9 protein-coding genes and 1 other RNA gene are annotated in these 12,820 nt (G+C 47.2%); 8 read left to right on the top strand and 2 right to left on the bottom strand.

What is annotated here, in order from left to right:
- Window positions 1–11: 11 nt before the first annotated feature.
- The gene (locus tag CWE15_RS07625) at window positions 12–1,100 is read left to right on the top strand and encodes a ketoacyl-ACP synthase III (protein WP_198674993.1); all 1,089 of its coding nucleotides are present in this window, start codon (window positions 12–14) and stop codon (window positions 1,098–1,100) included.
- A 2-nt stretch (window positions 1,101–1,102) separates the two neighbouring features.
- Window positions 1,103–1,378 (top strand): late competence development ComFB family protein, encoded by a 276-nt coding sequence (locus tag CWE15_RS07620; protein WP_126757483.1) that lies wholly within the window; start codon window positions 1,103–1,105, stop codon window positions 1,376–1,378.
- Between the two features lie 24 nt (window positions 1,379–1,402).
- On the opposite strand, the gene ffs is transcribed toward CWE15_RS07620, so the two are convergent.
- Window positions 1,403–1,499: signal recognition particle sRNA small type (gene ffs / locus CWE15_RS07615), an RNA gene on the bottom strand.
- Between the two features lie 155 nt (window positions 1,500–1,654).
- Between ffs and CWE15_RS07610 the strand changes: the two genes are divergently transcribed.
- Entirely contained in the window at window positions 1,655–2,401 is a 747-nt protein-coding gene (locus CWE15_RS07610) for an enoyl-CoA hydratase-related protein (RefSeq protein ID WP_126757482.1), read from the top strand.
- Complete coding sequence (locus CWE15_RS07605) at window positions 2,401–3,498, top strand: tryptophan 2,3-dioxygenase family protein (RefSeq protein ID WP_126757481.1); 1,098 nt, start codon at window positions 2,401–2,403, stop codon at window positions 3,496–3,498. Before CWE15_RS07610 ends, CWE15_RS07605 begins: the two co-directional genes overlap by 1 nt.
- Here the strand turns inward: CWE15_RS07605 and priC are convergent.
- On the bottom strand, window positions 3,495–4,082 hold the full coding sequence (gene priC, locus CWE15_RS07600) for a primosomal replication protein PriC (protein ID WP_126757480.1): 588 nt from the start codon (window positions 4,080–4,082) through the stop codon (window positions 3,495–3,497). The genes CWE15_RS07605 and priC overlap by 4 nt on opposite strands.
- Before the next feature lie 471 nt (window positions 4,083–4,553).
- Between priC and CWE15_RS07595 the strand changes: the two genes are divergently transcribed.
- The 4 genes from CWE15_RS07595 to CWE15_RS07580 all read left to right on the top strand — a co-directional run bounded on the left by CWE15_RS07595 (window position 4,554) and on the right by CWE15_RS07580 (window position 12,820).
- Window positions 4,554–7,316 carry a TonB-dependent receptor plug domain-containing protein gene (locus tag CWE15_RS07595; protein ID WP_126757479.1) on the top strand — a complete coding sequence of 921 codons (2,763 nt, stop codon included), beginning with the start codon at window positions 4,554–4,556 and terminating at the stop codon, window positions 7,314–7,316.
- A 240-nt stretch (window positions 7,317–7,556) separates the two neighbouring features.
- Window positions 7,557–10,313: a TonB-dependent receptor plug domain-containing protein gene (locus tag CWE15_RS07590; protein WP_126757478.1), complete on the top strand. Its 2,757-nt coding sequence runs from the start codon at window positions 7,557–7,559 to the stop codon at window positions 10,311–10,313.
- Between the two features lie 333 nt (window positions 10,314–10,646).
- The gene (locus CWE15_RS07585) at window positions 10,647–11,435 is read left to right on the top strand and encodes a DUF3450 domain-containing protein (protein ID WP_126757477.1); all 789 of its coding nucleotides are present in this window, start codon (window positions 10,647–10,649) and stop codon (window positions 11,433–11,435) included.
- Window positions 11,432–12,820: a MotA/TolQ/ExbB proton channel family protein gene (locus CWE15_RS07580; RefSeq protein ID WP_126757476.1), complete on the top strand. Its 1,389-nt coding sequence runs from the start codon at window positions 11,432–11,434 to the stop codon at window positions 12,818–12,820. The genes CWE15_RS07585 and CWE15_RS07580 overlap by 4 nt, the downstream gene beginning before the upstream one ends.

The following is a 12,820-nucleotide window of genomic DNA, read 5'->3' as shown; positions in this document are numbered from 1 at the left end:
AGGATTTTATAATGACATACGCAGAAATTACGGGGTGGGGTAAATGTGTACCACCGGCCATTATGACCAACGATGATCTGGCTACTTTTTTAGATACGTCGGATGAATGGATTCGGACCCGTACTGGTATAGAAGAGCGCCGAGTAAGCGCGGTTGGTACTTCCACCATGGCCCGTGTTGCGGCTGAAAATGCGTTAGCAGCAGCGGACGTGGATGCAACAGAAGTCGACCTCATTATTGTTGCTTCGTGCACTGCGGATGAAATTATTCCGAATATGGCGTCGAAAGTGCAGCAAGATATTGGTGCTAAAAATGCGGCGGCCTTTGACCTGAATGCGGCCTGTAGTGGATTTCTGTACGCCATGCATTATGCAACGGGTGCTATTAAAGCGGGCATGCACCAAAAGGTGCTTATTATTGGGGCCGAGCGTTTAACCCGAATTTTAGACTGGACCAAGCGTGAGAGCGCGGTGCTGTTTGGTGACGGTGCGGGCGCTATGCTGCTGGAAAGCTCAGAAAACGAAGTGGGGCTGTTGGCTTCAAAGGTAAGCTGTGACGCAGATGCCCGCGACGTGCTGAGCCTGGACTTTGGCTTGGGCTTTGACCGTTACGACTTTGACGGTGTTATGCCTTTTAATTTTGAAGGCCAAGAAATTTTCAAACGCGCGGTAAAAGGGATGAGTGCCGCTATTGAAGACGTATTTAAGCAAACGGGGAAAACCGTTGACGACATTGATGCATTAATACCGCACCAAGCGAACAAGCGCTTAATCGACTTTTTAGGCAAAATGTGTAAAGTGCCTGAAGGGAAAACCATGGTGAATATTCAGAAGTATGGTAATACGTCGTCGGCTACTTTACCTATTGCCTTTTGTGAAGCACTAGAAACGGGTATGGTGAAGCCAGGTGATACCATTATGTCGGCAGTATTTGGCGGTGGCTTAACCTGTGGTGCAGGCTTAATTCGTTGGGGCGAGCGGGTAACGCCTCTTGGGGACAACCAAAAAACATTACCAGAAGACGGACCTTCGGCACTTGATTTGATTTTACCCTTATACAAGGGCTCGAAGGCCGCGTGGGAAAACAAAGGCAGAGGATAAGTATGAACTTAGGCGATGATATTCGTAACTATTACGAGCAGCTGGTTCTGGACTACTTTCATGCGCAGGAACTTCACCTGCGCTATGACGAAGAATTTATGGCAGACCTGTGCTGCTTGGTGCTGAACCGGTTACCGCCGCGTTATATTCGCAATGCGGTGGATATGGCATTTTTTCTGTCGTCGCAAGAGCGCGCGGAAATGGATAAGCGTGTTGCGGACACAGTGAACGAAAGCTTGGCGTTTTTATTGGAGCGAATAAAAGAAGAAGGTGGTTAAAAAACCGAAGAAAGGAGGTGGTGACCCTACCAGCCGCACCCCGGCACACACTACCCCAACTACGGCTGCTCCCTTCCGGGCCTGACCGGGTTCGCTGGTTCATGTTGCGAGGGGACCCGCAGGGCCACCGCGAAGCATTATGCTCGATACACAGCGCAGTGGCAAGTGTACTTGGCGTGATTGCTTATAATTCGAGCGCTTCGGCTTGATTTATGGGCCCATGAGAGAGTACAAAGGGACATGGAAAGCAATCATAACAAGATGCGCGAGGAAGCGATGACAGCACCACATATTAAAGTAAGTGAAGAAAACGGGATCATGACCATTCACTTGCACCGACCTGAAAAAAAGAACGCTCTCACCCAAGACATGTACCAAATTATGAATGACGCCTTGCTGGACGCCAATGCGCGGGAGCAAGAGGTTGCGGCTGTGCTCATTCGCAGCGAAGGGGACGTGTTTTGTGCTGGCAATGACTTGGCCGACTTTTTACGCCATGGTGAACTAGCCGCAGATTCGCCCGTTTTTCAGTTTTTAGCGACTATCTCTTCGGTGCATGTGCCTGTGGTGGCTGCGGTGCAAGGCCCTGCCGTGGGTATTGGCACGACCATGTTGCTGCACTGCGACCTAGTGTATGCAGCAGATACAGCACAGTTTGTGATGCCCTTTGTGGATATGGGCTTAGTGCCCGAGGCGGGTTCGAGCCAACTACTGCCTTTATTATGTGGCCATTTAAAAAGCGCCGAGTTGTTGTTATTAGGTGACTCATTGAATGCACAGGCGGCCAAGGAGTACAACTTAGTAAATAAGGTGGTGCCTCTTGCTGAGTTAGAGTTAACGGCGGCCACGGTCATGAAAGCTTTAGCAGCCAAGCCAAGAGCGAGTTTGCGGTTAAGCAAAAAGTTGATGAAAACTCCGACACAGCCAGTACAAGAGCGCATAGCCCTTGAGTTAAAAGACTTTTTAAAGGTGCTCGCGAGCCCAGAAACGCAGGCTATTATTGCAGCTAAGGCAGGCAAGTAATGGCGGATAAACCGATAAAGCCGGATCCTGTTTATTACGGTGACTACCTTCAGTTAGATAAATTATTAGATGCGCAGCAGCCGGTTAGCCCTAAGTATGGGCCAGAAGCGCACGACGAAACCTTATTCATTGTGGTGCACCAAGCGTATGAACTCTGGTTTAAACAAATGTTGCATGAGCTTCGTTCGGTGCATGGGTTGTTTAAAGCTGAATATTTGCCTGATGAGCACTTGATGACAGTGGTGCATCGCTTGCATCGTGTGGTGGTGATTCAAGAGTTGTTGAATCAGCAAATTAAAGTGATAGAAACCATGACGCCGCAGGATTTTTTAGAGTTTCGCGACTACTTGGTGCCTGCCAGCGGCTTTCAGAGCATTCAGTTTAAAGAGTTGGAAATTAGTTTGGGCTTGCACCGCAACCAACGTATTGCCTTTGATCAAGCTTCTTTTTATAACCGCATTCAGGACGAAGACCGGGCATATTTAGAGAAACTGGAGCAAGAGCCGGACTTATTCCAATGTGTGGACGAATGGCTAAGCCGTATGCCTTTCTTGGAAATGCCGGAGTTTACCTTTTGGGAGCATTATCAAGAGGCCATAGAAGCAGAGCTTTCCCACGACGAAGCGATAGTGGCTGGCAATGAGTTGCTGACAGCCGAAGAGCGTGAAGCTGAATTAGCAGCGATTGCTGGCACCCGGGCCAATTTCCACGCCTTATTTGACGCAGAAGCCTATGCAGCAATACAAGCGGAAGGGCGGGTGCGGCTTTCACAGCGCGCTATGCAGGCGGCCTTGTTTATATACATGTACCGTGAAGAGCCGGTATTTAACTTACCTTGGCAAGTATTGAATAGCCTGGTGGATATAGATGAGCAGCTAACCATTTGGCGTTTTCGTCATGTCATGATGGTGCAGCGTATGCTGGGTAGCAAAATAGGTACGGGTGGCTCGTCGGGCCATGACTACCTTCGCAAAACCACAGAGCGTAACCGTGTATTTGCTGACTTTATGAACCTAGCCACCTACCTGCTCCCTAAACGTGTGTTGCCCCCTTTGCCCGAGCCAGTGAAACAGGCTTTGCGCCGGGGTGGGAGTTAACGTTCAATTTTGGCAATAGCTCGGTCGACACCGGCTATTGCCCTTTGGCAGCGTTGTAATCGTTGCTGAGCAACCAGTAACAGCCGTTGCGTTTCCTGTTGCTTTTCCTGATGCTGTTTCGTGGCGCTTTTTACGAGGGCTAACGCACTCACTTCTTGTTGCAGCAACTTCAAGTTGTCTGTCAGTCTCACTTCATACTCTTTGTACTGTTTTAGTTGCTGATATAAGGCAACCAAGTCCTTGCTTTGTTGATTGCGCAGGGCTTGTTGTTGCTGTTCCTGCTGCTGGGCTATTTGCGCAGAACTGGACGCTTTTGGTGGCTTTCCACGGTAGAGGGCTTGTACCAAGGTGGTTAATTGACGATCTAAACGTTCATGCAGCCACTGTTGCTGAGAAGAAGACGCTTGTAGTTGTTCACACCGTTTCCAGGTTTGCTCTGCTTCGGCTACATAGTCTCGAATAACGGTACTGCGGCAACTAAATAAAGTCATGTCAAACCAGGGCCGACTGAGTTCAGAGCGTGCTTCTTCTGCTTTTTCATAAAGCTGCTTAAACAATTGACTCGCATTTTGTGGCGTATACATAGCTTTTGTTGTTCACCTGTAATAAAAAGGCCGAGGGGTAGTATCGCATAAATGCAAAAAAGGGGTCGCTGAAAATTAGTTAACAAGCCGCAAGTGTTCTAAACTCTTTGCTATACAAAAATACTCACTGGTCTGAAGTGGGGAAGCGGCGGCGGTGGAGAAACACATTTATGTTGCTTAAATGTTACAGGTGTCTAGTGACAAGTTCTTGATTTTGTTGTTCTTTTTAGTTCTGTTCTTGTGGTTGTATAAACAACATGCACCCTGATTAATATTTAACCTACCGAAATTATTTTACAATATTGTGACAAAAGCTTGTTTCAAGGTGTTGCCACTATGTTTTTTTTTGATTAGTATCGAGGTTGATAGGTTAGTTTTGCTAACCGAAGCTTGGCCAAGGGTTGCTACATATAAAAAACCTAAGGCTCATAAACCTAAAAGTCACAAATAAGTGATCCAGGGAGATCTTACATGCACACCAATAGTAAATTAGCTAAGTCTATTCGTTTAGCGCTAATGTTTGGTGCAACAGCAACTGCCATGAGTGGTGTTGCCGTAGCACAAGACGCAGCGAGCGACGAAGAGAAAGCAGAAGAGCGCGTAGAGCGTATCCAGGTAACTGGTTCACGCATTCAGCGTACAGATATGGAAGGCGCTTTGCCTGTAACAGTTATCGACCGTGAAGCCATTGAGCTTTCTGGTGAGATGTCAGCGGCAGAGCTACTACGTAACACCACGTTTAACAGTGGTGGTTCTTTCCGCCCAGTGTCAGGTTCTTCTGCACAGGGTGTGAGTCAGGTGAACATGCGTGGTCTAGGTGCAAGCCGTACGCTAGTACTAGTCGATGGCCGCCGTCTAACCATGTCACCTTCAACAGGTTCTTCACAAGACTTGAACTCAATCCCTATGGGTGCAATTGAGCGTGTTGAAATTCTTTCTGATGGTGCATCAGCCGTATACGGTTCTGACGCCATCGGTGGTGTAATTAACATTATTACTCGTCGCGACTTCAACGGTGTTGAGATAATGACGGGTAAAGCACAACCAAGCACGCCAAAAGAAGGCGGTGATCGTGAAAACGGTTCTGTAGTGTTTGGTTCTTCAAGTGACACAACCAGCGTGATTGGTGGTGTTTCTTGGAACAAACGTGAAATCATTTTTGAGCGTGACTTCCCATGGGTTGGCGTAGGTGGTTCTATCTACGGTAACAACTGGCGTTCGCTACAAGGTGGTTCGTTTGGTGGTTACATTGGAATGCCGGGCAGCTGTGAAGATGAAAACTTCTTCGAAGACGGTGACCTGTGCCGCTTTAACTTCAACTCAACCAACGCGAACGAAGCGTCGACAGCGAACGAGTCATTGTTCACTAAACTACGTCACGACATTAACGATGACTGGACCATGTATGCGAACGCAAGCATTGCGCAAACTGAGTCATTTGGTCGTTACGCACCAGCACCGGACACGAACGGTTATTACCCCAGCTTAATCACGCCTGCTGATAGCTACAATAACCCAACCAACCCGAATGCTTGGATGTATGACGCGGTAAACAACCCGAACGCCGTTGCTTATGACCCAGCAGTTGTTGGTCCTAACTTACCTGGTATTCATTATCACCGCTTCGCAGCCATGGGTAACCGTGACACCACAGTAAGCAACGAAAACATTGACTTCCTAGTGGGTGTTGAAGGTCGTATTGGTTCGTTCGACGTTGATTTTGGTGCACGCCGTGTACGTAACAAAACTTACGAGATTGGTAACGGCTACCTAGCAGCTAATACAGCTTGGTCAAACGTTGTAGACTTTAACCCAGGTTATTGTTCTGACGGTTCGTTTGACGCCGTAAACTGTCGCTTTGGTTATGACCTACAGCGTCCATCTGAGAACCCAGCTAGCGTTCTAGCTGCTGGTGTTGTTACTACGTCACGTATCTCTGAGTTCAACATTGACGAAATGTTTGCCTCTGTTGGTTTTGACGTGATGGAAATTGGCGGTGGTATGGTTCAAGGTTTCCTTGGTGTGGAAACCCGTGACGAGTACTTCTCTGACAAATATGACTCTCAGTCTGAAGCTGGTTTAGTGGGTGGTTCTGCTGGTAACTCTGCTGGTGGTGGCCGTTCAGTAGACGCTGCGTACTTTGAGTTCTTACTACCTGTAACCTATGACTTAGAAGTGTCTGTAGCAGGCCGTTTCGATGACTACTCTGACTACGGTTCAGACTTCTCGCCGAAAGTAAGCTTCCGCTGGCAGCCACTCGAAAGCCTACTAGTACGTGGTTCATACGGTAAAGGTTTCCGTGCGCCAACACTTGACATTTTAACGCAGAAAACCTCGTTCTCTGCTGAAGGTGTTCGCGATAAAGACAGCTGTACGCTTCTGGCAGGTGACCCGGAAAAAGAATGTCAAGTAGATACGTACTACATTGCTAACCCGAACCTAAACTCTGAGCAATCAACACAGATGGCTTTTGGTGTGGCATATCAGCCAACAGACTGGTTGAACATGACAGTTGACTATTTCAACATTGAAATTGAAAACCGTATTCGTTCGTTCTCAGCACAGACGCTGATTGACCGTTCTGCGGCGGGTGACCCAATTCCATCAGGTCTAGGTGTTGAGCGTAACCAAGTAACACTTAATGACGGTACTGTATTGGATGTTATCAGCAAAGTAACAGCTGGCTATGGTAACGAAGGTACGCTTGAAACTTCTGGTTTCGACTTAAACCTACGCACCAACTTTGATTTGGGTAACATGGGAACTCTAAGCTCTAACTTCCAGTACTCTCATATCCTAGACCAGTCTGTTGACGGTGGCCGTAACTACGTACTTGACATGGGTACACCTGAGTTCCGTGCCAACGTACAGAACCAGTGGAACATTGCGGACTTCACGCTTGCGTGGAACATCAATATCATTGGTACTCAGTACACACGCTCTGAAGCTCGTAAAGATGACGGTACCTTCCCGAGCTGTGACGATCCTGGTGCAGGTATAGACTTTATTCGCTGTGGTAACGTAGGTACGTTTACAACGCATGACCTACAGTTAACCTACAATACGCCTTGGAATGGTGCAGTTACAGTGGGTGCTCAAAACTTATTTGAGAAGCTACCTAAGTTAGCGCCATTAGCGGGTGGTGAGTATGGTTACAGCAACCGTGACTATAACTTCAACCTGTACAATGCGTATGGCCGTGTAACTTACGTTCGTTACACCCAACGTTTCTAATACTAAGTTTTCTTAGTTAAGACTAAAAAGCCGGCTCATTGAGCTGGCTTTTTTTATGGGCGCTACGATGAATGGCTTTTATTGCGCCACGAGTGGCCAATTTATGTATTGACTAAAATTCTTGTCAGTCAATTGGCACATGACGAACTTGTTAAAGAATAGCTCTTCCTCTAAGATGCTGCGCGTTCGTTAATAGCCTCCGTGCTATTAACTTGTTTGTATCAATCAGAGGTAAGTAGTATGTATCTGAGAAGTAAAATTGCGAATTCAATTCGTTTAGCACTTGTGTTGGGTGCTGGCGCTACTGTCAGTGTAGGCGCCGCATATGCACAAGAAAGCAAACAGGACGAAAGCGCAGACAGCGAAAAGAAAATTGAACGACTACAAGTAACAGGCTCACGTATTCAGCGCACAGACATGGAAGGTGCGTTGCCTGTTACTGTTATTGATCGTGAAGCTATTGAACTGTCGGGCGAAATGTCTGCTGCGGAATTAATTCGTAATACTACGTTTAATACAGCTGGTTCGGCTCGTCCTCGTTCAGGCTCTTCAGCTCAAGGCGTTAGCTCAGTTGATATGCGTGGTTTAGGTGCAGGCCGTACATTGGTACTTGTCGATGGCCGTCGTTTAACTATGTCGCCTTCTACGGGTTCTTCACAAGACTTAAACTCTATCCCTATGGGTGCAGTTGAACGTATTGAAATTCTTTCTGATGGTGCTTCTGCCGTATACGGTTCAGACGCTATTGGTGGTGTGATTAACGTTATTACCCGTCGTGATTTTAACGGAGTAGAGCTGAGCCTGGGTAAAGGTTCAGTAAGCGTACCGGAAGACGGCGGTGACCGTGAAAATGGTTCACTGGTTTTTGGTTCTTCAAGCAATACTACGAGTGTGTTAGGTGGTGTGTCTTGGAACAAGCGTGAAATTATCTTTGAGCGTGATTTCCCGTGGGTTGTGCCAGGAGCCTCTATTTCAGGTAACAACTGGCGCCCAGTGAAGGGCGTTGACGATGATGGTGACTTTACCTTTGGGGGGGATAACCCAGTACCGAATGGTTGCCGTGATGAAAACTTCTTTGAAAGCGGAAACCGTTGCCGTTACAACTTTAACGCAACGAACGCCAAAGAAGCGTCCACGTCGAATGAGTCTTTGTTCGCAAAAGTACGTCATGACTTCAGCGACAACTGGACTTTGTTTGCTAATGGTAGCTTTGCTAAAACGGAGTCGTTCGGTCGTTATGCTCCAGCACCGGACAGAAACGGTACACCTAGCTTAATTACCCCAGTGGACAGCTATAACAACCCAACCAACCCAAATGCTTGGATGTATGACCCACGTAACCCAAACTCAGTTCCATACGAGTGGACAGGTGACCAAGTGGAAGTTGAATTCCGTCACCGTTTTGCCGCTATGGGCAACCGTGACAGAACAGTGAACAACGAAAACGTGGACTTCTTGGTTGGTTTAGAAGGCCGGGTGGGTGACTATGACGTAGACTTTGGTGCGCGCCGTGTACGTAACAAGAGCATTGAGCTTGGTTTCGGTTACCTAGCAGCCAAAAACGCGTGGGATAATGTGAATAACTTTAACCCAGGTTACTGTGCAGATGGTAGCTTCAACCCAAATGCATGCCGCTTTGGTTACGACATTCAAAGCCCAAGTGCCAACCCAGCAGACGTGATTGCTGCAGGCCAAGTAACCACTACACGTATTTCAGAGTTTAACATTGACGAAGTGTTTGCTTCTGTTGGTTTCGATATGTTCGAAATGGACGGTGGCGTTGTACAAGGCTTTGTGGGTGTTGAGTCTCGTGATGAATACTACAACAACCAATTGGACTCGCAATCGGAAGCGGGCCTTGTAGGTGGAACCGCGGGTAGCTCTTCAGGTGGTAGCCGTTCTGTGGACGCTGCTTACTTTGAGATGTTAGTGCCTGTGACGTACGACTTAGAGCTTTCCTTAGCGGGCCGCTTTGACGATTATTCGGACTATGGTTCCGACTTCTCGCCGAAGGTGAGCGTGCGCTACCAGCCGGTTCAAAATGTTTTACTAAGAGCCTCTTACGGGAAAGGTTTCCGAGCGCCAAGTTTAGATATCTTGACCAAAGAAAAAGCCTATTCTGCGGACACAGTGCGCGATGCAGCAACCTGTGAAGTGTTAGTAGGTGATGCAGATAAAACATGTCAAATTGACGCTTATAGCATTGCCAACCCAGAGCTTGAGTCAGAAACTTCAACGCAAATGGCGCTTGGTGTTGCATACCAGCCAACTGAATGGTTAAACCTAACCGCGGATTATTATAACATTGAGATTGATAACCGCATTCGCTCATTCAGCTCAGACACGCTCATTCGTCGTGAACGAACAGGTGACCCGATTCCTGCTGGCTTAGGTGTTACTCGTAACGCAGATGGTACCATTAAAGAAATTATTCGTGGTTATGCCAATGAAGGTACGCTGACCAGCGCAGGGCTAGACTTCAATGTGCGTACGCGCTTTGACTTAGGTGCTATGGGCCGCGTGACAAATAACATCCAGTTGTCGCACGTGCTTGAGCACAAAGTAGACGGTGGTCGTAACACAGTGAAAGACCCAGGTCGTCCAGAACAGCGTTTAAACATTAACAACGTATGGTCGAAAGGCGATTACTCTTTTGCGTGGAACATTAACTTCATTGGAACCCAATACACTTCTGTATACGGACGGGGTGACGATGGCACCTTCAGCAGCAAAATGCTGTGTGATGAGCCAGCCGCAGGCGTGGACTTAGTACGTTGTGGCAATATGGGTAGCTACACCACCCATGATGTTCAATTTAACTACACCACGCCATGGGATGGTAAAGTTACTTTAGGTGTTCAAAACGTATTTGAAAAACTACCTAAATTAGCACCTTTAGCGGGTTCTCAATATGCGGACGGTAGCCGTGACTACAACTTTAGCTTGTACGACACCTACGGCCGTGTAGCCTACGTTCGTTACACCCAGCGCTTCTAAGCAGCTAAGGTATTGACGTACTGAGAATTATAAAATGAACTAAGCCGCCCTTTACGGGGCGGCTTTTTTTGTCGCAGTATATTGACATTCTGTCGGCATTTGTGCTGATAAAAGTCGATATTTGGTCGGCTGCTCCGACAACATGAAATGCCTGGTTGACAGCACTTCATGCTCGTGGGAGTATTCGGTTAAGGCTATTTTTAAAATAGCTATATAGTGTAAATGTTATATTCATCACTCACACAACGAGGACCTTCACCTATTATTAAATAAGGTTGTCTTTATTTAATACTTAGATGTGAAGGCTAAGTTAAGTCAAATTGGTTGGGAACTATGACCACAGTTATCAAACGAAGCAAAATCGCCGCCGCTATGGTTGGTGTGATGGCGCTGGCGGGAAGCGGTTTAGCGGCAGCTAATACCCCAAGCCTTCAGCAGCTGCAGTCTGAGCAAAATCAGACTCATCGTAATCAAGCAGCGTCTCAAGGCCGGATTGATTCCTTGTTCGATCAAAGCCGCGAGCTACTTGGTGAATACCGTAGCGTAGTCGCTGAATACGAAGCACTTAATGTGTACAACAACCACGTACAGAAGTTAGTTGACGACCAAAACGCAACAATCGCTTCTTTACAACGTCAAATCGATGGAATCGAAGAGACGCGTCAAGGTGTTGTACCTCTAATGTACAAAATGATCGATGCCCTCGACACATTCGTAGAGTTGGACATTCCAATTCATAGCGAGTCGCGCGAGCGTCGTGTTGAGCGTCTACGTGAAACCATGACACGTTCTGATGTGACGGATTCTGAAAAGTTCCGTTTGATCATTGAGGCGTACCAAATTGAAATGGATTACGGTATTGGGCCGAATTCATACAGTGGTAACCTAAACATTGACGGCCAAGAAATTGCTGTGGACTTTTTCCACATGGGTCGTGTGACGTTAATGGCTCAGTCGCTAGACGGCAAGAGCGCATGGTTATGGGATAACACAGCCCGTAACTGGCAGAAAGTGGATGACAGCTTCCTTAGCCCGTTAACTCAGGCTATCCGTATGTCTCGTCGTCAAACTGCGTTTGATATCGTTCGCTTACCAGTATTTGCCGCGGAGAATGCAGAATGAAACAAGTAACTAAAACCTTAATTAGCGCCATTGCAGGTTTAACGCTTGTTGCGGGTGCTGCTTTTTCTGCCTCAGCGCAAGAAGCGAAAACTTTAGAAGAACTGCTTCAGCAGGTTCAACAGAGCCGCCAAGCTGCTCAGCGTATTGACCAAGAGCGTGAGCGTGCGTTCCGTCAAGAGCGTGCAGACAAGCAAGCACTTTTACGCCAAGCTCAACAGCAATTAGCGAATGAGCAAGCGCGTAGTGAGCGTTTACAACAAGAATACTCTGAAAACGAAAGCACCATTGCTGCCAAAGAAGTCGAACTCGACAACATGATTGGTACTCTAGGTGAAATTTTCGGTGTAATTCGTGGAGCTGCTGCAGACACCATCGGTCGTATTTCAACGTCTGTGGTCAGTGCCCAGTTCCCAGACCGTCACCTTGTGCTAGAAAACCTAGCAGAAGCACGTGAACTTCCAAATATCTCTGAACTAGAAGAACTATGGTTAGCCCTTCTGACAGAAATGTCTGAGTCGGGTAACGTTTCTCGCTTTAAAGGCGAAGTAACGCTACTAGGTGGTGGTTCAGAAGTTCGTGACGTTATTCGTATTGGTTCATTCAACCTTATTTCAGATGGCGAGTACCTACTGTACAGCGACACAACTGGCCAAATGCAGCCAATTGCTCGTCAACCAGCAGGTCACGTACTGAGCGCGGTAGAGAAGTTTGAAAACCTAGAAAGCGGATATGCAGGCGTATTTATTGACCCAGCACGTGGTCAAATCTTGAGCCTACTAACGCAAAAAGCAACGCTTATGGAGCACTACCACAACGGTCAAACCGTAGGTTACGCCATTACCGTTCTGCTTGTTCTTGGTTTCATCATTGCTATCTACAAGCTAGTTACCCTAACAATTGTTGGTAACAAAATGCGTGCACAGTTGAAGAACACTGCTAACCCTTCACCGAACAACCCACTGGGTCGTATTTTGAAGGTTTACCACGACAACAAGAACATTGACCCTGAAAACCTTGAGTTGAAACTTGACGAAGCAATTCTTCGCGAGACACCAAAGGTTGAGTCAGGTGTGAACATTATCAAGATTCTAGCTGCTATTGCACCGCTTATGGGTCTACTAGGTACCGTAATTGGTATGATTGGTACGTTCCAATCAATTACTCTATTCGGTACGGGTGACCCGCGCATCATGGCAGGTGACATTTCAATGGCACTTGTAACAACAGCGCTTGGTCTGATTGCGGCACTTCCTTTAATTATTGTTCATAGCATCGTTGCTGGTCGTAGTAAGTATGTTCTACATATCTTAGATGAGCAGTCTGCGGGTATTGTTGCAGAGCATGCTGAAAAACATGCGGCTCCTAAAGCAGCGAAAGGAGAGTAA

It is taken from the genome of Aliidiomarina taiwanensis (assembly GCF_003987015.1).
Classification (GTDB): domain Bacteria; phylum Pseudomonadota; class Gammaproteobacteria; order Enterobacterales; family Alteromonadaceae; genus Aliidiomarina; species Aliidiomarina taiwanensis.
This window is presented reverse-complemented; position numbering and strand designations above follow the sequence as displayed.

Coding starts and splice junctions, on each gene's coding strand:
- CWE15_RS07625 (WP_198674993.1), top strand. CDS start 12: ATGACATACGCAGAAATTACGGGGTGGGGTAAATGTGTACCACCGGCC.
- CWE15_RS07610 (WP_126757482.1), top strand. CDS start 1,655: ATGACAGCACCACATATTAAAGTAAGTGAAGAAAACGGGATCATGACC.
- CWE15_RS07605 (WP_126757481.1), top strand. CDS start 2,401: ATGGCGGATAAACCGATAAAGCCGGATCCTGTTTATTACGGTGACTAC.
- CWE15_RS07595 (WP_126757479.1), top strand. CDS start 4,554: ATGCACACCAATAGTAAATTAGCTAAGTCTATTCGTTTAGCGCTAATG.
- CWE15_RS07620 (WP_126757483.1), top strand. CDS start 1,103: ATGAACTTAGGCGATGATATTCGTAACTATTACGAGCAGCTGGTTCTG.
- CWE15_RS07580 (WP_126757476.1), top strand. CDS start 11,432: ATGAAACAAGTAACTAAAACCTTAATTAGCGCCATTGCAGGTTTAACG.
- CWE15_RS07590 (WP_126757478.1), top strand. CDS start 7,557: ATGTATCTGAGAAGTAAAATTGCGAATTCAATTCGTTTAGCACTTGTG.
- priC (WP_126757480.1), bottom strand. CDS start 4,082: ATGTATACGCCACAAAATGCGAGTCAATTGTTTAAGCAGCTTTATGAA.
- CWE15_RS07585 (WP_126757477.1), top strand. CDS start 10,647: ATGACCACAGTTATCAAACGAAGCAAAATCGCCGCCGCTATGGTTGGT.